Source organism: Cryobacterium tagatosivorans (assembly GCF_004402215.1).
GTDB lineage: Bacteria > Actinomycetota > Actinomycetes > Actinomycetales > Microbacteriaceae > Cryobacterium > Cryobacterium tagatosivorans.
Map to the genome: position 1 here is coordinate 21,148 of NZ_SOEZ01000022.1, position 25,799 is coordinate 46,946.

25 protein-coding genes and 1 tRNA gene are annotated in these 25,799 nt (G+C 66.3%); 10 read left to right on the top strand and 16 right to left on the bottom strand.

Features of this window, described 5'->3' with window-relative positions; translation table 11 throughout:
• Nucleotides 1-35 precede the first annotated feature (35 nt).
• The 4 genes from E3O23_RS03975 to E3O23_RS03990 all read right to left on the bottom strand — a co-directional run bounded on the left by E3O23_RS03975 (nt 36) and on the right by E3O23_RS03990 (nt 4,493).
• Nucleotides 36-1,424 (bottom strand): WD40 repeat domain-containing protein, encoded by a 1,389-nt coding sequence (locus E3O23_RS03975; RefSeq protein ID WP_134488384.1) that lies wholly within the window; start codon nt 1,422-1,424, stop codon nt 36-38.
• Between the two features lie 222 nt (nt 1,425-1,646).
• Nucleotides 1,647-2,207: a M23 family metallopeptidase gene (locus tag E3O23_RS03980; protein WP_166790397.1), complete on the bottom strand. Its 561-nt coding sequence runs from the start codon at nt 2,205-2,207 to the stop codon at nt 1,647-1,649.
• A gap of 556 nt (nt 2,208-2,763) precedes the next feature.
• Nucleotides 2,764-4,236, bottom strand: a complete 1,473-nt coding sequence (locus E3O23_RS03985; protein WP_134488387.1) for a multicopper oxidase family protein — start codon at nt 4,234-4,236, stop codon at nt 2,764-2,766.
• Nucleotides 4,236-4,493, bottom strand: a complete 258-nt coding sequence (locus tag E3O23_RS03990; RefSeq protein ID WP_134488389.1) for an SHOCT domain-containing protein — start codon at nt 4,491-4,493, stop codon at nt 4,236-4,238. The genes E3O23_RS03985 and E3O23_RS03990 overlap by 1 nt, the downstream gene beginning before the upstream one ends.
• 81 nt (nt 4,494-4,574) lie before the next feature.
• Here E3O23_RS03990 and E3O23_RS03995 point away from each other — a divergent pair, with 81 nt between their 5' ends.
• From E3O23_RS03995 to E3O23_RS04010, 5 genes are all read left to right on the top strand, one after another.
• Nucleotides 4,575-5,984: a phenylacetate--CoA ligase family protein gene (locus E3O23_RS03995; protein ID WP_241983311.1), complete on the top strand. Its 1,410-nt coding sequence runs from the start codon at nt 4,575-4,577 to the stop codon at nt 5,982-5,984.
• A 57-nt stretch (nt 5,985-6,041) separates the two neighbouring features.
• A complete protein-coding gene (locus E3O23_RS18670) occupies nt 6,042-6,176 on the top strand; it encodes a hypothetical protein (RefSeq protein WP_255453288.1) in 135 nt (44 codons plus the stop codon).
• Between the two features lie 82 nt (nt 6,177-6,258).
• Nucleotides 6,259-6,690, top strand: a complete 432-nt coding sequence (locus E3O23_RS04000; protein ID WP_134488391.1) for a hypothetical protein — start codon at nt 6,259-6,261, stop codon at nt 6,688-6,690.
• Between the two features lie 116 nt (nt 6,691-6,806).
• Nucleotides 6,807-9,284, top strand: a complete 2,478-nt coding sequence (locus tag E3O23_RS04005) for a heavy metal translocating P-type ATPase (RefSeq protein WP_134488393.1) — start codon at nt 6,807-6,809, stop codon at nt 9,282-9,284.
• Nucleotides 9,285-9,541: 257 nt separating this feature from the next.
• Nucleotides 9,542-10,369, top strand: a complete 828-nt coding sequence (locus tag E3O23_RS04010; protein WP_134488395.1) for a DUF418 domain-containing protein — start codon at nt 9,542-9,544, stop codon at nt 10,367-10,369.
• Between the two features lie 201 nt (nt 10,370-10,570).
• Here E3O23_RS04010 and E3O23_RS04015 read toward each other — a convergent pair whose 3' ends face one another.
• The 7 genes from E3O23_RS04015 to E3O23_RS04045 all read right to left on the bottom strand — a co-directional run bounded on the left by E3O23_RS04015 (nt 10,571) and on the right by E3O23_RS04045 (nt 17,553).
• The gene (locus E3O23_RS04015; protein ID WP_134488397.1) at nt 10,571-11,428 is read right to left on the bottom strand and encodes a WD40/YVTN/BNR-like repeat-containing protein; all 858 of its coding nucleotides are present in this window, start codon (nt 11,426-11,428) and stop codon (nt 10,571-10,573) included.
• A gap of 102 nt (nt 11,429-11,530) precedes the next feature.
• Entirely contained in the window at nt 11,531-12,808 is a 1,278-nt protein-coding gene (locus tag E3O23_RS04020) for a M23 family metallopeptidase (protein ID WP_134488399.1), read from the bottom strand.
• The gene (locus E3O23_RS04025) at nt 12,805-13,440 is read right to left on the bottom strand and encodes a M23 family metallopeptidase (protein ID WP_134488401.1); all 636 of its coding nucleotides are present in this window, start codon (nt 13,438-13,440) and stop codon (nt 12,805-12,807) included. Before E3O23_RS04025 ends, E3O23_RS04020 begins: the two co-directional genes overlap by 4 nt.
• Nucleotides 13,441-13,686: 246 nt before the next feature.
• On the bottom strand, nt 13,687-14,277 hold the full coding sequence (locus E3O23_RS04030) for a DUF305 domain-containing protein (RefSeq protein WP_134488403.1): 591 nt from the start codon (nt 14,275-14,277) through the stop codon (nt 13,687-13,689).
• A 95-nt stretch (nt 14,278-14,372) separates the two neighbouring features.
• Nucleotides 14,373-14,846 carry a hypothetical protein gene (locus tag E3O23_RS04035; RefSeq protein ID WP_166790398.1) on the bottom strand — a complete coding sequence of 158 codons (474 nt, stop codon included), beginning with the start codon at nt 14,844-14,846 and terminating at the stop codon, nt 14,373-14,375.
• Nucleotides 14,847-14,944: 98 nt separating this feature from the next.
• Nucleotides 14,945-17,230 carry a heavy metal translocating P-type ATPase gene (locus tag E3O23_RS04040; RefSeq protein ID WP_134488407.1) on the bottom strand — a complete coding sequence of 762 codons (2,286 nt, stop codon included), beginning with the start codon at nt 17,228-17,230 and terminating at the stop codon, nt 14,945-14,947.
• Nucleotides 17,227-17,553, bottom strand: a complete 327-nt coding sequence (locus E3O23_RS04045; protein WP_134488409.1) for a heavy-metal-associated domain-containing protein — start codon at nt 17,551-17,553, stop codon at nt 17,227-17,229. Before E3O23_RS04045 ends, E3O23_RS04040 begins: the two co-directional genes overlap by 4 nt.
• An 84-nt stretch (nt 17,554-17,637) precedes the next feature.
• Between E3O23_RS04045 and E3O23_RS04050 the strand changes: the two genes are divergently transcribed.
• From E3O23_RS04050 to E3O23_RS04060, 3 genes are all read left to right on the top strand, one after another.
• On the top strand, nt 17,638-17,961 hold the full coding sequence (locus tag E3O23_RS04050) for a metal-sensitive transcriptional regulator (protein ID WP_134488411.1): 324 nt from the start codon (nt 17,638-17,640) through the stop codon (nt 17,959-17,961).
• A gap of 51 nt (nt 17,962-18,012) precedes the next feature.
• Nucleotides 18,013-18,321: a thioredoxin family protein gene (locus E3O23_RS04055; RefSeq protein WP_134488413.1), complete on the top strand. Its 309-nt coding sequence runs from the start codon at nt 18,013-18,015 to the stop codon at nt 18,319-18,321.
• Between the two features lie 309 nt (nt 18,322-18,630).
• Entirely contained in the window at nt 18,631-20,196 is a 1,566-nt protein-coding gene (locus E3O23_RS04060; RefSeq protein ID WP_134488415.1) for a molybdopterin-dependent oxidoreductase, read from the top strand.
• On the opposite strand, the gene E3O23_RS04065 is transcribed toward E3O23_RS04060, so the two are convergent.
• The 4 genes from E3O23_RS04065 to E3O23_RS04080 all read right to left on the bottom strand — a co-directional run bounded on the left by E3O23_RS04065 (nt 20,158) and on the right by E3O23_RS04080 (nt 23,182).
• Nucleotides 20,158-20,643 (bottom strand): recombinase family protein, encoded by a 486-nt coding sequence (locus E3O23_RS04065; RefSeq protein WP_478213505.1) that lies wholly within the window; start codon nt 20,641-20,643, stop codon nt 20,158-20,160. The genes E3O23_RS04060 and E3O23_RS04065 overlap by 39 nt on opposite strands.
• 102 nt (nt 20,644-20,745) lie before the next feature.
• Nucleotides 20,746-20,819, bottom strand: a tRNA-Ile gene (locus E3O23_RS04070).
• Nucleotides 20,820-20,831: 12 nt separating this feature from the next.
• A complete protein-coding gene (locus E3O23_RS04075) occupies nt 20,832-22,040 on the bottom strand; it encodes a glycosyltransferase (RefSeq protein WP_174776593.1) in 1,209 nt (402 codons plus the stop codon).
• A gap of 230 nt (nt 22,041-22,270) precedes the next feature.
• On the bottom strand, nt 22,271-23,182 hold the full coding sequence (locus E3O23_RS04080) for a DMT family transporter (RefSeq protein WP_134488419.1): 912 nt from the start codon (nt 23,180-23,182) through the stop codon (nt 22,271-22,273).
• Nucleotides 23,183-23,222: 40 nt separating this feature from the next.
• Here E3O23_RS04080 and def point away from each other — a divergent pair, with 40 nt between their 5' ends.
• Nucleotides 23,223-23,789 (top strand): peptide deformylase, encoded by a 567-nt coding sequence (gene def, locus E3O23_RS04085; protein ID WP_134488421.1) that lies wholly within the window; start codon nt 23,223-23,225, stop codon nt 23,787-23,789.
• A gap of 48 nt (nt 23,790-23,837) precedes the next feature.
• Here def and E3O23_RS04090 read toward each other — a convergent pair whose 3' ends face one another.
• Nucleotides 23,838-24,215: a peptidase associated/transthyretin-like domain-containing protein gene (locus E3O23_RS04090; RefSeq protein WP_166790399.1), complete on the bottom strand. Its 378-nt coding sequence runs from the start codon at nt 24,213-24,215 to the stop codon at nt 23,838-23,840.
• A 302-nt stretch (nt 24,216-24,517) separates the two neighbouring features.
• On the opposite strand from E3O23_RS04090, the gene E3O23_RS04095 reads away from it, so the two are divergent.
• On the top strand, nt 24,518-25,799 hold a 1,282-nt coding region (locus E3O23_RS04095), incomplete at its 3' end, for a DUF222 domain-containing protein (protein ID WP_134488425.1).

Sequence of the window (25,799 nt, forward strand, 5' to 3'; positions counted from 1 at the left end):
CACATCGTATGTGAGTTTCCGGCGCCGGCCGGGAGTCACCGGCACCAGCCGGGGAGGAACCCGGAGATGCTGCGGTTGCTTGCACCCGTTTCCAGGTCAATCAGGACGATCGTCAAACCGGTGGTGGCCGGGAGATTTGGGTAGGAGTCGCTCTTACCATCCGTGGAGAAGATCTCGGCCGCGAGATATTGTCCGTTCGGAGAAACGCAGAAGTTTCGGACGCGGGAAGACTCGGATGCCGTTTGGTAGACGATCTTCGAGGCGTTGTCGTCAGTTACCGTGATCGCAGAGATCATCTCCGTAGTGTCTGTCGACTCCTGATCGAATTGCCGTGCATACCGACCCTGGCCATCCAGGAGGACGAGCTGGCCCGGGTACGCCGTGTCGCTGAGGACGCTCTCGGCAAGGTCAAGCACCGTCACCGTGCCATCCGTGAGGTCGATGGTCGAGCCCTGCGTCGGATCGGCGACGACGAGCTCCTTGGTCCCGGGGATGAATCCGCGGATCTCCGAATGCTGCCCGAGGGGAGTGAGGGTGCCCTCCTTGCCCTCCTTCAGAGCATCGAGGAGGAACACGTTTTCATCTTCCGCCTGGACCACGAGCGAGGTCGTGCCAGGAATAAAGTCCAGATCCACCACTGACATCGGCCGCCCGTCGAGCCCCGCCACCTCCGTTGGAAGGCCCGAACCGGCGGCCAGATCGTAGACGAACGGGGTATCCCGGTACTTGGGCCCGGGAGCTGTCGGGGAACTCGTGAAGGTGTAGGCGATGAGGTTCTCCGACGCGGCCGTGCGCAGCCGCTTCACGCTCCCCTCCGTCGGCAGGGGCACCGGTACCTGCTCCGCGCCGGACAGAGAGACGATCTCCAGAGAGGTCGTCTCGTCCTCGCCGATGGTGACCACGGCCAGAGCGTCCGAGAGGACGCCGTACTCCTGGATTCGCGGCGCGCTGAAGACGGCCTTCCCGGAGCCCTGGCCGAGGATCGTCGTCCGTCGGATCGTGTCCGGCCCCTTGAGTCCGGCGTCGTCAACGCGCACATCGCGCTGGAGAGAGTAGATGTCGCTGTCCGGAGTGGTGAACGTATGCTCCAGCGTTGACGTGGCTTCCTGGGATGTCCCCTCGACTCCGCGGACGGTGACCGTGTACGTGGTGTTGTAGCGGAGGATGCCGCCGAATTGGATCGTGATCGCAGAGTCGGCGACGGTCGCTGTGACATCCGTTTTCGGTTCGACCGTCACCTGCTTCTCGTCCACGGACACGAGCGGCTGGTTGGTCTGCAGTAACAGACGCTGGCCGCTTCGCGCTACAGCCCCCTCGAGGTTGAGCTCGGCGGAAGTGAGGCGCGGCCCCTGCGTGAAATTCGCCGCCGTGAGTGCGCCGACCACCACGGCGAGGATGGCGACCGTGCCGGAAAACAGCCTCACGAATCGCTTGCCCGATCGGCGGGTAGAGCGAGAAGTCTCAGCCGACATCGAGCTGCACGATACGCCCTGTGGGCGGAGTCAACTGGTGACTCAGGTCGGTCGCCTTCGAGCCCGTCGGGCGGGAAGTCCTACCCCGCCAACTCGCCGACTGCCTCATGCGTCCAGCATAATGCGCGACTACTTCGACCGTTGACGAGGTCGTTCGCCTAGTGGCGATTACTCTTAGCCGAGCCTGATGCCCCACGAGCTCATGAACGACACCGGATCAACTTGGGCTCCGCCAACACGGGTTTCGAAGTGCACGTGACAACCCGACGACGCGCCGGTCGATCCGACGAGGGCGACCGTGGCGCCAGCGGCAACTCGCTGGCCCTTGCTCACAACGTTCTGGCTGTTGTGGGCGTAACCGGTCTGGATTCCGTTGCCGTGATCGATCAGGACCCAGTTGCCGTAACTGCCCTGATATCCGGCCTCGATGACGGTTCCCGCTTGTGCCGCGCGCACGGGCTGGCCACAGGGCGCGGCGATGTCGGCGCCCTTGTGGAATGAGCTGACACCGGCGACCGGCGCGTTGGGGCGCGGGCCGAAGGCAGAGCTGATCCGGCCTGCTACCGGCAGCAACCAGCCTTGGCCGGTTCCGACGGCGACGCTGGCGGCTTGGACTTGCGCGGCGGGCTTGGGTTTGGGCTTCGGTTTTGGAGCCGCGGCGGAGGTGTAGTCGTCTCGCTGGACTGTGATCGTTGCAGCCGGACTGACCTGCAGGCTCTGGGCCGGCCTGGACATCGGTACGTTCTGCCCTGGTCCGGAAGGCGCGTCCGGTGCCACCGCGTATGCCGGTACGGAACCACTGACGGCGAGGAGGGCAACGAAAACCATAGCGACCGGCCCGATCATGTGGCGCCGCATCGACGTCCTCACCCTGCCCTCGGTTGGAAGCGATGCATCGCGGGGCTCGTCAATTGGTAACGCCCCGTTGGCGCGGCTATTCAAGGGCGCCTCTCGGCGCAGGGCAAAGCGGACACAGCTTGATGGGACGCATGATTCAACTCTCGTTATCGCGGCGGAGCGCGCGGGGCGGTAGGACACTCGAGCGGGGGCGTTCCAGCCGGGACCAGGTCCGGGGAAACGGCACTCACAAGTGAGTAAGGAGCCCTAAATTGCGACAAGGAGGTCATCATGACGCCAAGTGCATAAGCACCGAGGCTACGTCCTAAGCCTGAGTGAACGGTGTTTAACCCGACATTTGCTCAAGTTTCTGTTGGGGGCTCGAATTTGCGACCGCGGTGATGATCGGCTCGATGCTGGCGTTCGGATCGAATTGGATCTCACGACACCAGCTCTAGCGCACCTCGATGACGCCCATCATACCGTTGTCCTCGTGGTCGAGGATGTGGCAGTGGTAGACGGAGCGTCCGGCGAAGTCGTCGAAGGCGATCCGCACGCGGACCTGGCCGCGCGCCGGCACGTTGACGACGTCCTGCCAGATCGCGGTGTCGGGGGCGCGACCATCGGACTCGACGATCTGCATTGGCCACACGTGCAGGTGCACCGGGTGATCCATTGGACTGGTGTTTCTCAGGGTCCATTCCTCGACGCTGCCCGCTTCGACCGTGGTGTCCACTCGGTCCGGGTCGAATTCCCGGCCATTGATGGTGAAGCTCATCATCGACCCACCCCCGCCCATCATTCCGCCCATTCCCATGGCAAACGTCAGTTCCCGCCGAGCCGTGACGGCCGCGCCCCGGAAGTCACGGGACGCCGGCTGCGGAGGGACCTCGGGTGCTGCCGTAACGGGCTGGCCGGCCACGGTCAGGGTCGCCAGCGAGGCGCGTCCGGCCGAAGTGCCCGAGCGCGGCCGTTCGCCTCCGCCCATCATCCCCCCGGGGCCGCCCCGGTCGTAGGGCAGAGTCTCGAGCAACGCCGTGCCATCGACCATCGTGACCAACAGGTCCGCCCGGTTGCCCGGCGCGAGCACGATCTCGTCCACGGTTTCGGGGGCGCCGAACCGGCCTGAGTCGATGCCGAGCAGCTGCATCCGCTGCCCGTCGAGCCGCAGCCGGAGATACCGGGACACGCAGGCGTTGACGATTCTCCACCGTTCCCGTTCGGCGGGGCGAGCACTCAGCCGCGGGTTCACCTGGCCGTTGACGAGCACGAGTTCGCCCTCCCGGCCCAGCATCTGCTCCATCTGAGAGACGGCCGGGATGCGCCCCAGCCCGTCGAGGGTGATATCCGAGATCACGAGCACCCGCTCCCTGGCCGCCTCAATCGGTTCGGGATCCTCGACAATGATCGCCCCGTAAAGGCCGCCGAAGATCTGGTCGGCGACGAAGCCGTGGTGGTGCGGGTGGTACCAGTACAAGCCCGGCGGATGGTCCGCCGGCAGCTGGTACTCGTAGTCGAAGGATTCGCCCGGCTCGACCATCACGAACGGATTGTCGCCGTTGCCCTCGGGCGAGACATGCAGGCCGTGGACGTGCAGGTTCGTGGGGTCGTCAAGACCGTTGTGCAGGGCCACGTCAAGCCGCTCCCCCGCCTTCAGCCGAAGGGTTGGTCCTGGGATACCGCCGTTGAAGCTCAGGGCGCTGGCGCTGCGCCCGCCGATGTGCACCGTGCCGAGGGCCGCGTCCAGTCGGAGCTGCAACCGGCCGTTCGCGCTGCGCAGTTCTGATGGCTCCGCGAGTTCTTCTCCCGGCTGCGGCTGCGCTGGTGTCGATGATGACGTCCACAGCAGGCCCGCGCCGCCGACCACGGTGCCAGCCAGCCCCAGACCGCCGAGCGTCAAGGCGCCGCGGCGGCTGATCGGTTCCACTAGGGGTTCTCGCCGAGCACCTGGACCTGTTCCCGGTGCTGTTCGGCGGTCAGCTCGCCTTTGGCGTATCGTTCGTCGAGAATCTGACGAGCCCGGCTCGGGCCAGGTGTCGGTCCAGTTGCGCCAGGACCTCCGCTACGACTGCTGCCTCCGCTGAACACGCGCACAGCAAGCACAACAAGCAGCACTATCCCGACCAGCATCAGCAGCCCAAACAGCCACGTCCAGCCCATATTCCCGCCGTATCCCCACATCATGGCTAACTCCTCTATTCGCTGGCGCGTTGCACTTGTTACGCCCCATGGTACCCCTGGAGGGTATCCGTGTATAGGGATATGATGAGGCCGGATCAGGCCACACCGTTTCGTTTGCGACAGGGATTCCGCATGGATATTCGCCTCTTGTCAAAGCTTTTGTACCTCCGTGCACGCTGGAAGGGCCGGGATCACTGGACTACCCGCCAGATCGAGGCACATCAGGCACGGGCTTTGCAGGATCTTCGCCGGGCGGCATACGCCGGCTCCGAGTTCTATCGACAGCACCACGCCGGTTTGTTTGACGCGCCGTTGTCCCAACTGCCTCCGGTGACGAAGGCAGACCTGATGGGCCACTTCGACCAGGCCGTGACCGACCCCGGGCTGCGGCTGGCAGACGTGGAGGAGCATCTGCGGAACCTGGTGGCGAGCGGCGCGGACCCCGGGCGCCCCTGGCGGGGTCGCTGGTGGGCAGCGGCGACGGCAGGCACGACCGGGCGGCGGGGCATCTTCATCTGGAATCGGCGCGAATGGGCCACGGTGCTCGCCTCCTACGCCCGGGCCAACGACTGGGCCGGCGTGCCGGCCGGACTGACTCATCCATTGCGGGTCGCTGTGGTGAGCTCCCGCACGCCGACGCATCAGTCGGCGGTGGTCGGGGCCTCCTTGCGCTCCCGGCTGGTGCCGACGCTCCGCTTGGACGCGACAGATCCGGCGGCGGAGATTGTCGCCGAGCTGAATGCCTTCCAGCCTCGGCTCCTTGTCGGGTACGCGTCGGCACTCAAGCCTCTGGCTGCGGAGCAGCGCGCAGGCCGCTTGCGCATATCGCCGCAGTCGGTCGTGTCTGCGTCTGAGGTGCTGAGCGAGCACGCGGCCGCCGAGATGCGGGCGGCGTGGGGGTCGGCGCCCTTCGACGTCTATGCCGCCACCGAGACGGCGGGCATCGCGTCGCCATGTGTGTTCCACAACAGCCACATCTACGAGGATCTGGTGATTGTGGAACCCGTGGACCAGGCCGGCCTGCCGGTTCCGCCCGGGACGATCGGCGCCAGGATCCTGGTCACCGTCTTGTTCTCCCGAACCCTGCCGCTGATCCGCTATGAAATGTCCGACAGCGTCGGTATCGACGGTCGCGGTTGCCCGTGCGGTCGTTCATTCGCCCTCCTGGCCGGGATTGAGGGACGAATTGAGGACCTACTGATGCTGCCCGGGAACACAGCCGAGGTGAGCATCCACCCCAACGTCTTCCACAACGTCCTGGACGACGCAACGATCGCGGGATGGCAGGTCATCCAGGAGCCAGCATCCCTGCGAGTCCTGCTCGCCGGCCTGGCCGCTTCGGCATCGGTTGAGCAGGTTCGCGCCGGCATGGAGGCGGCCCTGGAATCGGCGGGAGTCGTTGGAACCGACGTCGACGTGCGAGTGGTCGACGCCGTCGAGCGCACCGCCCTCGGGAAGGCGCCGCTTGTGCGGGGGTTGCGGAAACGGCCATGAACAACCTGCATGTACTGAGTGGTCGAGAGGACCCGTCATGTCCACCATCGCCATGAATTGCTTCGACGAACGATGGTCGTCGACGTCAAGGATCCGGAGGTCGGCATGTATGTCGTACTCAAGGAGCTGGGCCGCCAGGACGCGACGCGCCACCACCTCTCGATCGTCAACCACGCGGTGAAGCGCACATGATCGGCCGGATTGCCCATTCGTCGATATGCTCGGACCAGCGACTCAGAGAGGCAGACGCAACGCCGTTTGGAGGTGCAACGCAGTGATCGACATGCGACGCTCGAGCCAGCTTGCGAAGACGCCCGCGGCGGTCTCAGTGGCCGTGATCCTGGTCGCCGTTATCTCACTCTTTCTCGGTCTGCATACGCTGCACGGTCAGGGCGATGATGCGCCAGGAACGTCACATACAAGCGCCTCGGCCGGGCCGCTGGACTCGGAGTCGCTCGCCAGCGTCGCCGGTGAGACCCCGCAGACATCTTGCCCGGATTGCCAGATCCACTGCCCAGACGGTGAATCGACTGTTTCGTGTGCGCCTGCCAGCACGCCTGTGCTCATGACGCCTTCCCTCCCTCGGCAGAACGAGCCGAATGACCTGGGTCGTATCGATGACGCTGCGGGCGAGGCTCGGCTTTTGTTCGCGTCGCAAAAAACGCACCCGGTTTCGCGCGTTGAGCTGTCCGTCAGCCGCGTTTAAAATCCTGCCACCAGTCCGGGCGCAAGCATCGGATCCGGGTTCCAGACCGGTTTAGGGTTCGGCGTGGGCGCGCGTCGAATGCCGACGGCATCGCATTCCAGAGAGGAACAGTTCGTATGAGTCAGCAGATTGAAACCGCAGTTATCGAGGTGAAAGGCGTCAACTGGGCTTCGTCCAAGGCCGTCGCCGAATCCGTGCTCTCCCGCCGACCGGGGGTGCTGAGCGTGGAGGCAAATCCGGTTGCGCAGACCGCCACGGTCGCCTTTGACCCAGCGTTGACATCAATTGCAGACCTCGCGCGCTGGGTTCGGGACTGCGGTTATCACTGCTCTGGTCGCTCCGTCCCGAACCACATTTGCGACCCCATGGCGGCCGGCAGCTTGCACACGTCGCACGACGGACACGCGAGCGGCACGCACGTGTCGCACGAGGGTCACGCTGGACAGGCCACGACATCCGCTGTCGAGGAGCCGGTCCCCGACCACGCCGGCCATGCCGGCCGCGCCCAACCTGTCACCAGAACCGCGCAGGAGGCCATGGGCCACGGCGGCCACGGCGAAATGTCCATGGACTCCATGATCCGCGACATGCGCAACCGGTTTATCGTCGCGGCAGCCCTGTCCGTGCCGATCACGCTGTGGTCCCCGATCGGGCGCGAGGTCCTTGGATTCACCGTGCCGGCCCCGTTCGGCCTCCGGGACGACATCTTCGCGCTGCTCCTCTCCCTCCCGGTCATCTTCTATTCCGCCTGGATATTCTTCGACGGGGCCGTCCGGGCGCTGAGGGCGCGGACGCTGGACATGATGGTGCTCGTGGCCGTCGGTGTCGGGGCCGGCTGGCTGTACAGCCTGGTCGTCACCCTGACCGGCGGCGGCGAGGTGTTCTACGAAGCCGCCACCGTGCTGGCCAGCTTCGTGCTCCTTGGCCACTGGTTCGAGATGCGCGCCAGGGGCGGCGCGAACGACGCCATCCGCACGCTGCTGGAGCTCGCCCCGGCCATGGCGCTGGTGTTCCGGGGCGGCGAGCCGGTGGAGGTCCCGACCTCAGAGGTGATGCCCGGCGACCTGATGATGGTGCGGCCCGGGGCCAAGATCCCGACGGACGGGGTTGTAGAGGATGGAGAATCCGACATCGACGAGTCCATGGTCACCGGAGAGAGTCTCCCCGTCGCGAAGTCGGCCGGCTCCGACGTGATCGGCGCCACTGTGAACACGACCGGCACGCTGCGGGTTCGTGCCACCAAAGTCGGCGCGGACACCGCGCTTGCCCAAATTGTGGCACTCGTCCAGGAGGCGCAGAATTCCAAAGCCCCGGGGCAGCGCCTGGCCGACCGCGCGGCGTTCTGGCTCGTGCTCGTCGCCCTCATCGGCGGCAGCGTCACCCTCGCGGCGTGGTTGCTGGCCGGCGCAACCGTGCCGACTGCGATCCTCTTCGCTATCACCGTTGTCGTCATCACCTGCCCGGATGCGCTCGGTCTGGCCACGCCGACGGCCATCATGGTGGGCACGGGTCTCGGCGCGAAGCGTGGCGTCCTGTTCAAGAACGCGACCGCGCTGGAGACCGCGGCGCGGATAGATGCCGTCGTGATGGACAAAACCGGGACCTTGACCCAGGGCAAGCCGGAAGTGACCGACTTCATCGCGCTTCGGATCGATGAGGGCGAGCTTCTGTCCCTGGTCGCCGCCGTGGAGCGGGAGTCGGAGCATCCGCTGGCCGCCGCCGTCGTCACTTTCGCAGAAGCCCGGGGCGCGCCCGCCCTTTCCGCAGCGGACTTCCGCAACGTTCCCGGCCACGGGGCCGGTGCCACTGTGGCGGGCCGCCAGGTGTTCGTGGGCAATCGCAAGCTCATGCTCGCCCAGGGCATCGACATCGGCCCGGTGGCCGCGCAACGCGAAGAGCTTGCAGCCACTGGGCGCACGGCAGTTCTGGTTGCCGTGGACGGTCAAGCGGCCGGCGTCATCGCCTTGGCCGACGCCGTCCGTGAGACTGCCGCTGCGGCCGTTGCGGCCCTGCACGACGCGGGCATCGAGGTCGTCATGTTGACCGGGGACAACGAGGCAACCGCGCAGCGGATCGCGTCCCTGCTGAAGATCGACACCGTCATCGCGGAAGTACTGCCCGAAGACAAATCCGCGAAAATCGCCGAACTGCAGGCGGCCGGAAAGCGCGTCGCCATGGTCGGCGACGGCGTCAACGATGCCCCGGCGCTGGCCCAGGCCGACCTCGGCATCGCCATCGGCGCCGGCACGGATGTCGCCATCGAGACCGCGGACGTGGTGCTGATGCGCTCCGACCCGCTCGATGTTCCCGTGGCCCTGCGCATCGGAAAGGGAACCCTGCGCAAGATGCGGCAGAACCTGGGCTGGGCCATCGGCTACAACGTGATCGCGCTGCCGATCGCCGCCGGCGTGTTCTACCCGTCGCTGGGCATCATGCTCAGCCCCGAAATCGCCGCCATCTCGATGTCAGGGTCGAGTGTCATCGTCGCCGTCAACGCGCTGCTCCTGAAACGGCTCTCCCTGCCCCTACCGAGCGAGCCGGTCGACGATACGAAGGTCGTCGAATCGGCGCCGGCGCCGAGTGGCGCGCGTTAGAAGCCGGGAGCCATGCCGGAGACCTGGATTTCTCGAGCTTCCCTTCGAGCAGCGGGGTTGCGCACCGCGGGTGACGGGGGGGGTCCTCTCCCTATTGATTGTCCGAAGACGATACAGAGACTTGGAGGCACAGTGTTGTCGTCTAGTGTGTTGACTTCCAACGCCTCGCGCGTGGTCGGACTCGACATTGCGCGGGGACTCGCGATCTTAGGGATGTTCGTCGCGTCGTCGGCATCGTACTTCGTGGGCTCATCCTGTTGGTCCTCGGACTCATCCTGAACATCCTGAACAGCGAAGTGGCGGTCATCCTCGACTACTACGGAGTGATGTTTCTCCTGATCGCACCCGTATTGTTCGTCCCGCGGTGGACCCTCGGACTCGGCGCCGCAGTCCTGCTGGTGGGGGCACCTATGCTCGCGGCCGCCCTCAATGGAGCCGGACCCACGATGCAACCGCTGGCCGCCCTCGTGCGGGGCTACTTCCTCACCGGCGACTACCCGGCGCTGATGTTCCTGCCGTTTCTGCTCGTCGGCCTCATCGCGGCCCGTTCCGACCTCGGCCGCGCAAAGACCCAGTTCTGGATGATCGCCGGCGGCGTGCTCGCGGCGGTGCTGGGCTACGGCGCGGCTTACGTTCTACCCGGACTGACCGCCCGGGCACATTCGGGTTCCACTGTCGAAATCCTGGGGTCTGGGGGTTTCGCGCTCGCGGTCATCGGAACGCTGCTCTGGCTCACGGCACGCGAGCGGGGTCGCGTCGGCCAGGTGCTCCGCGCAGTGTTCTGGCCCATCGGCGCCACCGGATCGATGGCGCTCACCGTGTACACATTGCAGATCATCCTCCTCGCCGTCGCCGTTGCTGTGCGCGACAACTTCGACACGATCCACTACCCGGGCTGGCCGCTGCTGCTGGGGATGACCTTCGGATCACTCGTGTTCGTGAGCCTTTGGCGCCGCTTTCACGGCAAGGGACAGCTCGAACGCGGGCTCGCATTCGCCACCAGAGAGCCAGTGTCTCGAGCCAAGGCTCGCGCTCGTGCAAGGTCTCACGACGCGGAACCGGAGCCGAAGATCCAAAACCGATGAGGGCCTGGAATGGCAGCAAGACCTTGTCGGTACGGTCCAGAGCGCGATGTTGAGGATGAGTCCCGGTCAAGAATCGGGTTGGCGTTCAGATTCATGTCACCTCCACTACGATTTCCCCGTTGGCCGAGATCGCGCTCAACGCCCCCGCGCCCGGCTGACACGACGACGGCCGCCGCGGAGGCCCCGCGTTCGCGCGTCGACCTAGGTCAGTGGCTTCCACGCACGGCCCCGGTCGCTACTCGCGTAAACTGCGGCGTTGCTGCCGCTGAGCGCTGCGGCGTAGAGCGTCTTGCCGTCCGAGGAGAACGTGGCCGCGGACGTGCCCTCGGGCACGGTCAGGGTGATCCAGGTCTGGCCGCCGTCTCCGCTCAACGCGCTGCCGGCCATGCCGACGGCCACCAGCGTCCGGGTGTCGGTCGGGTCCCAGGCCGCCGACATCGCGCCGCTGGGACCGCCTAGCGCCGTCCAGGTGATGCCGCCGTCGGCGCTAGTGACGAGGCCGGTGGACATATCCGGCGCGATCAATCTGCGTGGGTCGGCCGGATCGACCAGGATGACGCCCATGAACGTCCGTCCCGCCTGGGCGTTGCGGGTCGTCCAGGTCGTCCCGCCGTCGCCACTGGCGAGCAGCCCGCGCTCGGGCGTGCCGGCGTACACGGTGTCTCCGGCCCCGCCCAGGGCGTGGACGTCACCGAGGTCGGCCTGACCGGTGACGCGCGAAAAGGTGTCGCCATCGGAGGAACGGTAGAGGCCCGGATGTCCGCCGATGAGCGTTTCCCCGCTGGTCGCGGCGGCCCCCATGGGATCGGCACCGTCCAGCGACGGGAGCTGTGTCCACGTCGTGCCGCCGTCGGCGGAGACGGCCCCGCCGTCGTGCCCTCCGACGTATAGCCGGTCCTGAAGCACGGTCAACACGTGGAGATCTCCGCCGACATACGGCCCGACGGTGCCGCTTGTTTGCGCCGGGGGTTCACCATCGCCAATGGCCGCTATCCAGCCCCCCGCGATGACAGCGCCGATGACGACCGCGACGGCCGTTATCCAGATTCGTGCGCGCATGAGCGCCTCCTTCTCATTCCCGAGGACAGTGACGCCGAACGCGGCGGAGCCGAGACCGAAAGTGCTCCCTTTGCGGTCGGCTCCGTTGGCATCAGTCGGCCGTTAACCAAGTCGGATTCCCCGTGTGCTCATGAAGCGTTCTGGGTCGATGCGGGCGCCGTCGACACGGGTGTCGAAGTGCACATGGCACCCGCTCGACGCTCCGGTCGTCCCGACCAACGCGATCGCCGCGCCGGCATCCACGGATTGACCCGGTTTGACCAGCACCCTGCTGTTGTGCGCGTAACCGGTTTGAACGCCGTTACCGTGGTCGATGAGAACCCAGTTTCCGTAGGAACCGAGGTCACCAGCGTAGACAACGGTTCCCGCCGTTGCGGCGAATACCCCCCTGCCACACCCGGCGGCAATGTCCGTCCCGTAGTGGAACGCGCCGACACCGGCAACAGGCCTGCTGGGGCGCGGCCCGAAGCGACTACTGATCCATCCGGAAACGGGCAGCGCCCAGCCCTGGCCGCTGAGCTGACCCGAGTCACGTGACCCTCCACCCCCAGTCGCTGCTGCCGCCGCCGCTGCTGCTGCCGCTGCTGCTGCTGCTGCTGCACGGCGTACCGTCTCGCCTTTCGCGAAGTCGGCTTCTGTGGCGGCACGTCCCTCTTTGAGGACCGCGAGTTGCGCCTGCATGGTGCCGGCGTATTGCTGCTGTTCGGCGAGCATTCGTTGCACTGCGGAGCTCGCCTCGACGGCCCTGGTCAATGCCGACTGTGCCTCTGCGGCCAGGGCGCCGAGTGCTTTCTTCGCCACCTTGGCCTGATTTGTCAACGCGGTCGCGGAATTCCTGTCCGACGCTGCTTGCGCATAGACAAGGCTCGTGCGCTCGGTGAGTTTGCTCAGTGAACCCAACCGAGAGAGTAGGCCTTCCGAGTCGCTGCCATTCAGGAACAGTGTCATCGAGAGGTCCGTGCCACCGGATCGAGAGAGCATGGACGCCAGTCTTCCTGCCTGCTTCCGAGAGGCATCCGCGCGCTTGGCGGCTTCGTCGGCCTGCCCCTGCAGAATAGTTGCGCGGTAGGTGGCCTCGTCAAACAACCCCTGGGCGCGCTCATATTCGGCACCCCGCCGCGTGGCAATGCCCTTCGCGGTCTCGACGTCTGTCTTCAGTCCCGCGATCAGGGTGGTCAGCTTGTCTATTTGGGTGCGCTTTGAGGCTTCACTGGCCCTCGCGTTTTCGACGTCCGCCCAGGAGGGGTACGCGGTGGCCCGTGCGGGTTGTATGACGCCACCAGCCGCGACGAGCGAAAGTATGACGACAACGCCCCACGCTCCCCGCCAGGAAACACGCTGCCCTCCAGAACCACCGGCCCCATTCGAATTGGCGATCACAGCGGGCCCACCCGCGTAGTGAGCCACGCGAACGGGTCCGTCGGTGTTACGCCATCGAGCAGGATCTCGAAATGCAGGTGAGGACCGGTACTCTGACCGGTGTTGCCAACGCTTCCGACCTGCTGCCCGACGACGACTGGCTGCCCCGGTCTCAGGGCGAGAGAGCCCTCCTGCATGTGGGCGTAGAGGCTGCTGACGAGCCGACCATCGACCCTGTGGTCAATGATGGCGTACACGCCGAGCCCGCTCTTGTCGGTTGAAGACACTTCGCGCACCACACCGTCAGCCATCGACTGGATGGGTGTGCCAACGCCGGGGTTCATATCGAGTCCCTTGTGGAAGCTGGAACAGCCTCCACACGGCGGCACCCGAGGCCCGAAGTAGGTCGAGATCGGGACACCCGTCAGGAACGGCCACTGGATCGGACCGAGATAGTTCATGTACGTTCCGGCAGTCTGAGAGTACGCGAACGGCGCAGGCCGAGGCGCCGTGCCCACCTTGTATCCGTCGCGCTGAACCGTGACCGACGCCGCGGCGCTGACCGGAAGACTCTGCACGCCGGCGGCGGCTGCCGAACTGTGCGGTGGCTCGGCAACGGCGCCGGGATTCACGGCGAGGGCGGGCAGCGACACGCTGATAGTGAGGAGCGCGACGAAAGCAATTGCGGTCGTCGCGATCGCCCGCTGTCGCAGGGGCTTCCTGGCCGACCGCGATACTTTTCGGCGTGTCTGCGGTCGATTTCGGCGTGTCCGCCGTCGATGTTTTCGAGTGCGCTCGCGCTCCTCGGCCTCCCTCAGGTGTCGTCGCGATGGACTGGGGGTCTCTGGGGTCGTGTTAATGACGTGCCTCGTATTCGAGATAAGAAATGCGAGGTGCGTTTACAGGGTCGCCAGGAGGTCCTTCATAACCTGAATCTCGGCAGTCTGGCTCGTGACGATCGCCTGGGCCATCGCTTTGGCGTCGGCGTTTTCGCCCGCGTCGAGCTCGGTCTGGGCCATTGCGATGGCGCCCTCATGGTGCAGCGTCATCTGCTCGAGGAACAGCTTGTCGGCCTCTGCTCCAGATGCGTCCCGAAGCGCCATCATGTCGTCGTCGGACATCATCCCGGTGGTCCCGTGGTCCATACCGGACATGCCCTCGTCCGCTCCCCAGGACGTGAGCCAGGTCTTGAGCTGCTTGATTTCCGGGTCCTGCGCCGCCTTGATCTGGGTGGCCAGGTCGACGACGCGCTGGTCGACGCCGTCCTTGGCCAGGATGTCCTCACTCATCTCCACGGCTTGTTCGTGGTGCGGGATCATCATCTGCGCGAATGTCACATCGGCCGCGTTGGCTGCGGATGCGCTTGGGGCGTTGCTGGTATCGGAGCTGCCGCCCCCGTTTGTGCCGGCCGTGCCGCCAGCGCAGGCGCTGAGGGTGAGGGCTGCTGCCAGCGCGGTGGCGGCAAGGATGTAGGTGCGTGTTCTAAGCATTGTTCTGTCCATTCATAGTCAAACATTTGGGAAACCAAGAGGCCGTGGGCACGGCAAAGCCACGCAGCCACGTGCTGGCGCGTGAGCGGGTTCTTCTAAATGCGACTGATGGAAAGCAGGGTCAGGCTGGGGCGGTGGACGTGAAGCGGGATCGTGCGGAATGAGCTGACCACGAAACCGCCGGCGTCGAGGAGACGATTGTATACCGACGGCTGGCGGGCCAGGCGGATGAGAGCCACGACAATGAGCAACACCGAGCAGGTCATCGCCAGAATGCCGCAACCGGCCATGAAGTCGTCCCCGAAGCTGAGCCATCCCCCATCGAAGCCCGAGGCGACGACGACATCCGCACCGGCGCTGGCCACCATTTCGTTCGCACCGGTGAGGTCCTGAGCTGGCGCGGAGGCGCCCGGTGCAGCGACGGCCATCTCATGCTCGGCGCCGACGCCGGCACCGGCAGAGTGAACGGCGAACAAGCCGAGGAGCAGGGCAGCCATGGCCAGAACCGACACGATCAGGGAGCGGATGACATGGCGTTGGGGACGGCCCGAGATCGGGGTGTCGTTCACAATCATGTCACCTCTAGTTCGAATCGGATTGGTTACGCACAGTTCGGGCCTCTCATACAGTACCCGATGGCCCGAGCGGCCGGCTGGGAGAACGGTGTCTAGCCGACCGGGGCGAGATCTCGGAGCTCACCCGAGGTCGCGTCGCGCACCGGCGTCGGCTCGGACAGCGAGCGGAATCCGCGGAGCCTGAGGCTGTTGCTCACCACGAAGACCGATGAGAGCCCCATGGCGGCGCCGGCGATCAGGGGGTTGAGCAGGCCGAGCATGGCCAGCGGGATCGCGGCGACGTTGTAGGCGAAGGCCCAGAACAGGTTGGCCTTGATCGTGGCGAGGGTGCGCCGGGACAGCCGGATGGCGTCCGCTGCGGCCATCAGGTCGCTGCGGACGAGGGTGAGGTCGCTGGCCTCGATCGCGACATCGGTTCCGGTGCCCATCGCGATGCCGAGGTCGGCCGTGGCGAGGGCGACGGCGTCGTTCACGCCGTCGCCGACCATCGCGACGACCCGACCCTCGCGTTGCAGGGCCCGGACGGCCTCGGCCTTCTCGGCCGGGAGCAGCTCGGCCCGCACGTCGGTGATGCCCACTTCCGCTGCCACGGCGCGAGCCGCGCGCTCGTTGTCGCCGGTCAGCAGCACAGGTCGCAGGCCGAGGCGGCGGAACGCGGCGATCGCCGCCGTGCTACTCGACTTGACCGTGTCGGACACGGCGAGGACGCCGCGAGCCTGCCCGTCCCAGGCGACGAGGATGGCGCTCTGACCCTCCTCTTCGGCGGAGGCCAGGGCCGATTGAAGGTCGGATGGGAGGGTGATGCTCCACTGCTCGGCGAGCCAGCGCGGGCGTCCGACGAGCACCAGGTGCCCGTCGACGACGGCTTGAACGCCGAGGCCGTCCGTGGAGGCGAATGATTCCAACGGCGGCAGCGGGCCCAAACTGTGCTGTGCGCCCGCAACAATGGCCGCGGCGATCGGGTGCTCAGAGCCGGTCTCGGCGGCACCCGCGAGGCGCAGCAGCTCGTCTTCGGTCACGCCTCGCGCTGGGACGGCGGCGACGAGGCTCATCCGGCCGGTGGTCACGGTGCCGGTCTTGTCGAGCACGATGGTGTCGACACTGCGGGTGGATTCGAGGATCTGCGGCCCCTTGATCAGGATGCCCAGCTGGGCGCCGCGCCCGGTGCCGACGAGCAGGGCGGTCGGGGTGGCCAGCCCGAGCGCGCAGGGGCAGGCGATGATCAGCGTTGCCACGGCAGCGGTGAATGCCACGACCGGGCCGGCGCCGATGAGGAGCCACACGGCGAGGGTGGCCAGGGAGAGCACGATCACGATCGGGACGAAGATCGCCGACACCCGGTCGGCCAGCCGCTGCACGTCGGCCTTGCCCGCCTGCGCCTGCTCGACGAGGCGGCCGATCTGGGCGAGTTCGGTGTCCGAGCCCACGCGGGTCGCCCGCACCACGAGCCGGCCGCCGGAGTTGAGCGTCGCGCCGACGACAACGGCGCCGGGGCCGACCTCCACCGGAACGGCCTCGCCGGTGAGCATGCTCGCGTCGACGGCGGAGTTGCCCTCGACGACCTCGCCGTCGGTGGCGATCTTCTCGCCGGGGCGCACGACGAACAGGTCGCCGACCACGAGCGAGGAGGTGGGGACCCTGGTCTCGACGCCGTCACGCAGCAGCGTGGCTTCTTTCGCGCCGAGTTCGAGGAGCGCCTGCAGCGCCGCGCCGGAGCATTTCTTCGCCCGGGCCTCGAAGTAGCGTCCGGCCAGGATGAAGACGGTGACCGCGGATGCGACCTCGAGGTAGATTTCGTGCGCCCCACCGCCGCGGGTGGCGGTGAGGTTGAACGTCATCGTCATTCCAGTCATCCCGGCCGTGCCGAAGAACAGGGCATAAAGCGACCAGCCCAGGGCGGCGAGCACGCCGATGCTGATCAGGGTGTCCATCGTCGCCGCCCCGTGACGGGCGTTGACCCAGGCCGCGCGGTGGAACGGCCAGGCGCCCCAGACCGCGACGGGCGCCGCGAGGGTGAGGGCGAGCCACTGCCAGTTGGTGAACTGCAGTGCCGGGATCATCGACATCAGCGCGACGGGGATGGCGAGCGCCGCGGAAACGAGGAGTCTCCGGCGCAGGCTGTCCACCTCGGACTCCGGCGAGGCCTCGGATGAGGCCTCCGGCGGGGCCGGCAGCTCGGCCGTGTAACCGGTCGCCTCGATGGTCGCAATCGCCTGCTCCACGGTCGTGCCCTCCGGCACGAAAACGGTGGCCTTCTCCGTCGCGTAATTGACGGATGCCTCCACGCCCGGCATCCGGTTGAGCTTCTTTTCGATCCGCGCCGCACAGGACGCGCAGGTCATCCCGCCAACGACAAGTTCGACCTGCTGACCGCTCATCGGGCCGGGGTCACCAGCTCATAGCCGGCCTCATCGATCGCAGCGGCGACCGCATCCGGGTCAAGCGCGCCAATGCTAGAGACGGTGACTTTGGAAATGCCGCCAGACACGAGGGCGACCTCCACGTTCTTCGCGCCTTCGAGCTGGCTGAGTTCCTCGGTGACGCTCTTCACGCAGTGCCCGCAGGTCATTCCGGACACCTCGAAGGTGCTCGTCGTCAGTCCGTCGTTGGTCGAGGCGGCACCCGCTGGTGCGTCAGCATGCGTTCCGCAGGCGCAGGACGCGTCGGTCAGGCCAAGGTCATTCTGGTTGGTCGTGCACATCAGCAGTCCCTTTCGATCGGTGTTACCCCCCAGGGGTACACGTTTACTATACCCCTAGATACCACCAGGGGGTATAGTTGGATCATGAACGAATCGACCAAAGCTGCGGGCGCGACGCACACCGGCCCACACGGCTACATCTCGAACAAGGATGACTACCTCAAGCGCCTGCGCCGCATCGAGGGGCAGGCCCGCGGCCTGCAGGGCATGGTGTCGGACGAGAAGTACTGCATCGACATCCTGACCCAGATTTCGGCGATGACGAGTGCCCTCCAGTCGGTGGCCCTGGGGCTTCTCGACGAGCACCTGAACCACTGCGTCGTGAATGCCGCCGCGGCTGGGGGCGACGAGGCGGACCTGAAGATGCGCGAGGCCTCGGCCGCGATCGCGCGATTGGTCCGCTCTTAGTCCCACCGCTCTGTTCATTGAACGAGCCCTTCGACGAAACGGGAGCACGTCATGAAAGCGGAGATCCTCCACATCGACGATTGCCCCAGCTGGGAAGAAGCGGGTCGTCGCCTTCGCGTTGCATTGGACTCGACCGGCCATCAGGACACTGCCATCACGTACACGCTCATTGCCTCATCCGCCACGGCGGCGCAGGTGCCATTCGCTGGCTCTCCGACCATTCTCCTTGACGGCACTGATCTGTTTCCCTCTGCTGGGCGCATCAACGACCTCGCTTGCCGGGTATATATGACACCCGAGGGCCTCGCTGGCCGACCGACGCAAGAACAGGTCCAGGAGGCGCTGGCGTCTCATGGATGAGAAGGCGGAGATCCGACGCTCCGCGAAACCCCGTCTACATCGCGGACGACATTCTTGTCCGCTTGCGGTTCCGGGCCGGCAGATAGGAGGGGCTTGGGACTGACGAGGGCGGTGTCCAACTCCCCCGTGTAGCCGAGTGCCACCGATTGTGTCTCGGTTCGGTTGGTTTGCAAACTACCCAGAGGGACGATCCCGCGCCCGGACGAGATTCCTCCGGCGTCAGTGTTGCGCGATGGCCATCCAAAATGGCATCGGCTCCGAATATCGGTAAGCAGGGGTTTTCTCGCCCCGGCGAAGCCGGAGGCAATAATGGACACAAACAAGTTCAGCACCAAGCGGCGGCGACTGTGGCCGTGGGCCGCCATGGCCGGTGTCGTGAGTGCAGGCGCCTTCCTGGCGGCCGCCGAGCTGGTGGCGTTGCTCATCGCGCGCGACGGGAGCCCCATCCTGGGGGTCGGCTCGTTCGTCATCGACGTCGTGCCGCAGTGGGCCAAAGAACTCGCGATCCAGGCCTTCGGATCGAACGACAAGCTATTCCTCCTCATCGGTCTCGGTGTCGGGATCGCGATCGCGGCAGCGGTCGCAGGGGTACTTGAATTCGTCCGACCGCCGATCGGTGTCACAGTCCTCATCGTCGCCGGCGTCGTCTCGGTCGCGTCCGCAGTCACCAGAGCCGCGGCCACACCCTTCGCCTCCGTGCCGACAATCGTCGGAGCCCTGACCGGCAGCGTGCTGCTGTATCTGCTCGCTCGACGGCTGCGCTCGTGGCGCGACGGTGTGGCCGGATCCGATGAGCAGCGTGCGAACCTGGACCGGCGCGGCTTCATCCGCTTCACGGTAACGGCAGGGGCGATCGCTCTGGTCGTCGGCGTCGGGGCGCGAGCTGTAAACGTTGCCAGCTCGTCGATCGCGGGGATCCGTAAAGCCCTGAAGCTGCCGGCGCCTCGTTCGACCGTGACGATTCCAGCGGGCGCCGAACTGCGCATTCCGGGCATATCTCCGCTGTTCACACCGAACCAGGACTTCTATCGGGTGGACACCGCGCTGACCGTGCCGTCCATCGATCCCGCAACGTGGCGGCTCACCATCGATGGCCTGGTCGACAAGAAGGTGAGCCTAAGTTTCGATGACCTCGTCGGGATGGGGCTCGACGAGTACGTGATTACGCTCACGTGCGTGTCGAACGAGGTCGGAGGCAACCTGGTTGGAAATGCGAGATGGCTGGGCGTGCCGATCCGGAACATCCTGAGCCTGGCGTCGCCGAGATCGGGCGCCGACATGGTCCTCTCGCGCAGTGCCGATGGATTCACCGCCAGTACCCCGCTGTCGGCCCTGACCGACCCAGGCCTGAACGCGATCCTCGCGGTCGGTATGAACGGCGAACCGCTTCCACTCGAGCACGGGTTCCCGGTGCGGATGGTCGTGCCCGGGCTCTACGGCTACGTGTCTGCCACCAAATGGCTCACCGAGCTGAAAGTGACCACGTTCGCGGCGGACACGGCGTATTGGACTCCCCGCGGATACAGCGCGAAGGCACCGATCAAACTGTCGTCGCGCGTTGACACGCCCCGCATCAATAAGGCCATCGAGCCGGGATCCACGAGGATCGCGGGCGTGGCGTGGGCGCAAACGGTCGGCATCGAAGGAGTCGAGGTGAGCATCGACGACGGCGACTGGCAGAAGGCGACACTGTCGACCCCGGTCAACCAGGACAGCTGGGTTCAGTGGTATCTGGACTGGAACGCATCCTCAGGTACCCACTATGTCGCTGTCCGGGCCACCGACAAGAACGGCAAGCTTCAAGCGCAGGAGCTCAGCCCTATCGCACCCAACGGTTCAACCGGCTGGCAGAAGACACTGATCCGGGTCAATTGATACGCGAACGGCTAAGAGGATGCTTCTTCCCGCATAGCCTCCAACTCGATCGGCGCAATGCGATCCGGTTGAGGTTCCTTGCAGAGGTCGCCCGAAGACGAGCTTGCCGGATGCGGTCGTGGTGTCGATGGCCGCGCCCTCTCCGGTGAGCACCTTGAGGCCGATGACGCGGTCGGTCAGGTCGTGCACCGTACTGACCAGGTGGCGCACGTCTCGGCCGAGCCTGTCGAGCTTCCAGACCAGGAGCGTGTCACCAGGGCGCAGCGCCTTCAGGCAAGCCGCCAGGTAAGGGCGGTCGGCATTTCTTCCGGAGGCATGGTCCTCGTAGAGGTTATCTACGTCGACGCCAGCGACCGGGAGTGCATGCCGCTGCAGATCAAAGCTGCGACCCGTCGGCCTTCGATACCCGCATGTATCCGACGAGCATGCTCGACCCCTGTCATTCATGCGGTCGATTACGTGACAGACCTATCTTCGGCTCACAACGAAGCGCATCGAGTCTTGCCCTTTCAGTGAGGACAAGAAACCCTGATCAAATTATGTTTCGAGTAGGGCGGGCGGGACTTGAACCCGCGACCGACGGATTATGAGTCCGCTGCTCTAACCAGCTGAGCTACCGCCCCAGGCGCCGGGCCCTACTCGGGTGAGCTGGCCGTGGCTTCGTCGTTGACCGGAACGATCACCGGTTCCCCACGATACAGGCATTCGAAAGTGTTCAACGTGCGGTTGATGTCGTGCGCGCCGATCAGCCTGATCGACTCCCGCTTGAGGGCCTCGAGCTCCTCGGGGGGCGCCGTCAGGACCTTCGTGAGCTTGTCGGCGAGGTCACGGGCGTTGCCCGGGCGGAACAGGAATCCGTTCTCGTTGTCGTGGATCAGGTGCGGGAGCGCCATGGCATCCGCGCCGACGACGGGCAGGCCGGAAGCCATCGCCTCCATGGTCGCGATGCTCTGCAGTTCAGCGATCGAGGGCATGGCGAAGACGGTCGCACGCGAGTAGGCCTGGCGGAGCTCCTCGTCGGTCACGTAGCCGGTGAAGGTGACCCGGTCGCTGATTCCGAGCGTGTCGGCGAGGTGCTCCAGGTTGCGCTTTTGGTCGCCGCCGCCCACGATCTCGAGCCTGGTCTTGAGCTCGGGGGCGAGCAGCGCGACAGCCTGCAGCAGCACATCGATCTGCTTCTCCCCCGTCACTCGACCGACGAACAGGATGCGGTTCTCGGTGCGCGGCGCGAAGGTCGGCGAGTAGTTGTCGGCATTGATCCCGCACGAGATGGCGTGCACGCCGACAAGCCCCGTGTATTTCTCGAGGAACTGGGCGGCCCGCAGGGTCGGCGTGGTGACCGCTTCGGCGCGGCCGAAGGTGCGGCGTGCCGCGCGCCAGAGCGCCGTGATGACCCGGTCCTGGAATCCCTTGGGGATGAGCGAGAACTGGAGCATGTTCTCCGGCATGAGGTGGTTCGTTCCGACGATCCGGATGCCCCGCTTCGCCGCCTCGATCGCCACGCCGCGACCCACGTTGATGTGCGACTGGAAGTGAACGACATCCGGTTGGAAGGTGTCGAGGATGTGCCGGCTGTGTTTGCGCACGATCCACGGCAGGGCGAAACGCAGCCAGTCGTGCGGGTACCAGCGCCAGCTCTGCAGGCGGTGCACCATCATGGGCTGGCCCTCGTGGATTTCGATCCAGCTTCCGTGCTTGCGCGTGGGGGCGGGGGCCATGATGTGAACGTCGTGCCCACGGGAGACGAGGCCTGCGGCCAGTCGTTCGGCGAACTTGGCAGCGCCGTTCACGTCCGGCGCGAACGTGTCGCAGGCGATGAGGACGCGGATGGGCTTCTTCGCCATCCCTGCGCCTGTTTGTGACAAGTCGATCGGCAGGTCCGTCGAATCTGACAAGTGGCGTGGTCCCAACGTAGAGGTGCCGGAGAGAGTCATCCGGCAAAGAAGTTTCGGTTTCGGCGACGCGCGCCGACGAGGTCTGCTTGCACCCTATTCTAAACCGAACAGCCCACGCCGAGACTGGGCACCGGCGCGCCACGATTTTTGCGGGTGAAATCCGGCGTTTTCCGGTCGGTTCAGCGAGTTTGCGGGTGGTGCTTGGACAGCAGGAAGACGCCCCAGATCGCGATGACGCCCGCGACAATGAAGGCGCCCGCCGCCCACGCCGGAGCCTGCGAGGCTTCCCCGAGAACGATGATTCCGATGCCGACCGCGACGAGGGGATCCACGACCGTCAGCCCGGCGATCACGAGGTCGGGCGGTCCGGATGCGTATGCGTTCTGCACGAAGTAGGCACCGAGCCCGCCGGCGAGGAGCAGCCCGGCGACGCAGATCAGCGTGAGCCATTCGAAGTTGCCGTACTGGGTGCGGTTGATCACGACCTTGGCGAGCGTCGCCACGAAGCCGTAGAGAACGCCCGCGCCGAGAATGTAGAAAATGGCCTGGAACCTGGTGCGCAGGAAGCCGAAGGCCAGACCGAAGGCGACGAGTACACCGCCGAGCACGGACAGGATCGCGAGCAGGTTGCCGTCGGTGACGGGTTTGTCGACGGCCGTGAACGCGGCGACCGTGACGAAGAGGCCCACGCCGCCCACGCACATGGCAATGGCGATCACCGAGGCGCGGTTGAGGCTCACCCCGCTGACCCGCGCGTTGAGGATGGCCGTGATCACCAGGGCGACGGCGCCGAGCGGCTGGACGACGATGATCGGCGCGAAGTAGAGGCTCGTGAGCTGGAACACGATCGCGAGCCCCAGCATGACGCTGCCGAGCACCCAGGACGGACGGGCCAGCAGGAGCATCAGCTGACGCGGGTTGAGCCCACCGGTGACGGCAACCGTGTTCGCTTCGACCTTGGCGACGCCCCGGTGCTGGAACTGGGCGCCGAGGGACAGGAAGACGGCACCGATCAGGGCGATCGGAATTCCGATCGCCTGGCGCGGGTCAATCGCGATGTCGACCGGTAAGGAGATCAGGTCGAGGGTCACCCAATGACCCTATCCAGATCCATCCCGATATCCTTGCTGAATGGCCGTTCGACCGATAGTTATTTCAGGTGACCCCGTTCTCCACTTCCCAGCGAATCCCGTTGTCGATTTCGACGACGACTTGCGCTCACTGGTGGCCGACATGTTCGAGACGATGGATGCCGCGCCCGGCGTGGGCCTCGCCGGCCCGCAGGTCGGCGTGCCCCTCCGGCTCTTCACCTACGGCTACGTCGATGACGACGAACAGTCCTGGCGGGGCGTGGCCATCAACCCCGAGCTGTGGATCACCCCGGTGCCCGCCGGCGCCGCTGACGAGGATGACGACATCGAAGGCTGCCTCTCCTACCCGGGCGAGCGGTTTCCGCTGCTGCGCGCCCAATCCGCCATCCTCCGTGCCGTCGATCTCGACCAGAAGCCGTTTGAGATCCGTGCGGACGGCTGGCTCGCGCGGATATTCCAGCACGAGTACGACCATCTCGAAGGCACGCTCTACGTGGATCGACTCGAACACGTCTACGCGAAGATCGCCGCGAAGGTCACGCGCAAGCGCGGCTGGGGAGTGCCGGGGCTCAGCTGGATGCCCGGCGTGGACAACCTCGAGGACTGAGCCGGGCACGGGGACTGCCGTTTCGGTGCCTGCCGGTTCGAGGGCTCCCTAGTTCCTGGCCGTGCCGTCGCCCTCGACGACGATGTCGGCCGAGTCGACGTTCCGCTCCGTGGCATCGACGGTGATCTTTCCGCTCCCGCCCGACGGGCAGTGCGCGGTGACGGTGTACTCCCCCGCCGGCAGGGTCCAGGCATAGGAACCGTCCGATCCGCTGAGCAGGGCGATTTCGGGCACCGGACCTCCCGTGATTACGCCGACGACGATGGCGCAGTCCGCCCGAGGTCGGCCGTCCGCGCCGCTCACCGTGCCGCTGATCGTGTACTGAGCGGCCGTGCAGCCTGCGCACGCCACCAGGACCGCGATCGCCAGGCAGCCTGCCCGGAGCGCTCGCACGGTTCTGCCGCCGCCAATCGTCTCTTCCCTCACAGCCCGCGTTCTCACGGTCTCCGTTCTCACAGTCACCGTTCTCACGGTCACCGGCCTCACGGTCACCGGCCTCACAACGACCCCAATCCGGTTGGCCCTCCCCATGCCTTCCCCCTGACCTTCCCTGTTGATCCTTCCTGTCAGCGTGGAAGGGAATGGGGACGTTGTCAATGATTGGGCTGTGGTCGCCAGGTCCTTCGTCTTGTGCTCTGTCCTGTCCTCCACAGGGCGGGGCAGCAGGTTCTTGTCTCCGGAGGGTGAACGTAGCTACGAATGTCGGTGGTTACTGAGAGAATCTCAGCATGGCAAGCATCGAAGCTGTATTCAGGTCCCTCACCGGCTCCCTCGCCGGCGAGCGGCTGGACGCGGCCGCGTTCGCCGCCCTGACCGACGACGACCTCGAGGCCACCCACAAGAGCATCGCCGCGCACCTGGGCGAAACCACGAAATACGCGGCCCTGTCCGCGGCCGAGATCGCCCGCCGCTCCGACTGGGCCCTCGGCCAGGCCGGCCTGGCCCGGCGCAAGGGCCACCAGAGCCCCGAAGCGATGGTGCAGTCCCTCTCCGGCGGCTCCCGCGTCGACTCCCGCCGGCTCGTGGACGTCGGCACGATGATGGCCGAAGCCCAAACCGCCGAACAGCTCGCCAAACACACCGCCGACCAGGCCGCGGACCACCCCGAGTGGGACCTCCCCGAGGTCGCCCTCGAGGCGCCCTGGCACGCGCCGCTCGGCGACGCCGTCACCGCCGGCCGGATCGGCCTCGACACCGCCGGCTACCTCCGCAAGGGCCTGGGCGAACCAGCCGCCGACGTCACCCCGGACATGCTCCGGAACGCCCTGACCGCGCTGATCGAACGCTGCGCGGACGTCCGGACCAGCGATCGCGGGATTGCCGCCAGCCAGGGCCTCAACGCCGAGCAAGCGTTCACCGCGGCCCGGCACGCCCGGGACCAGATCGACGAGACCGGCATCGCCGCCCGCGCCGACGCCATGCGCGCCGCGCAATACCTCCGCACCTGGCGCAAACCCAACGGGATGGTCCACGGCGACTTCGAGCTCAACCCCGAAAACGGCACCTTCCTCCTCGAAGTCCTCGGCCAGCTCACCGGACCGCGCCGCGGCGGCCCCCGCTTCGTCGACAAGGAACGCAAGGCCCGCGCCCAGAAAATCATCGACGACCCCCGCAGCACCGACCAGATCCACGCGGAAACCCTCATCGAACTCATCCACATCGCCATCACCGCCGACCCCGGCACCGTGTTCTCCGGCTCCCGACCAACCGCCAGGGTCGTCGTCCAACGCAGCAGCACCGGCCACAGCCCCACCGACAGCCAGAGCGCGATCGAAGTCCACGGTGCCACCGAAACCGACAGCCGCACCTCAGGGCCCAACTCCGCCGAGGGGCACGGTGCCATCGAGGGTCATCCCGACCCGATCCCGCTGACCGACATCGACCGGCACCTCTGCGCCGGCTTCACCGCGATCGCCTTCGACCAGGGCCAGGTCGTCGACCTCGGCCGGGAAAACCGCCTCTTCTCCCCAGCCCAGAAAGCCGCCCTCGCCGTCCGCGACGGCGGCTGCC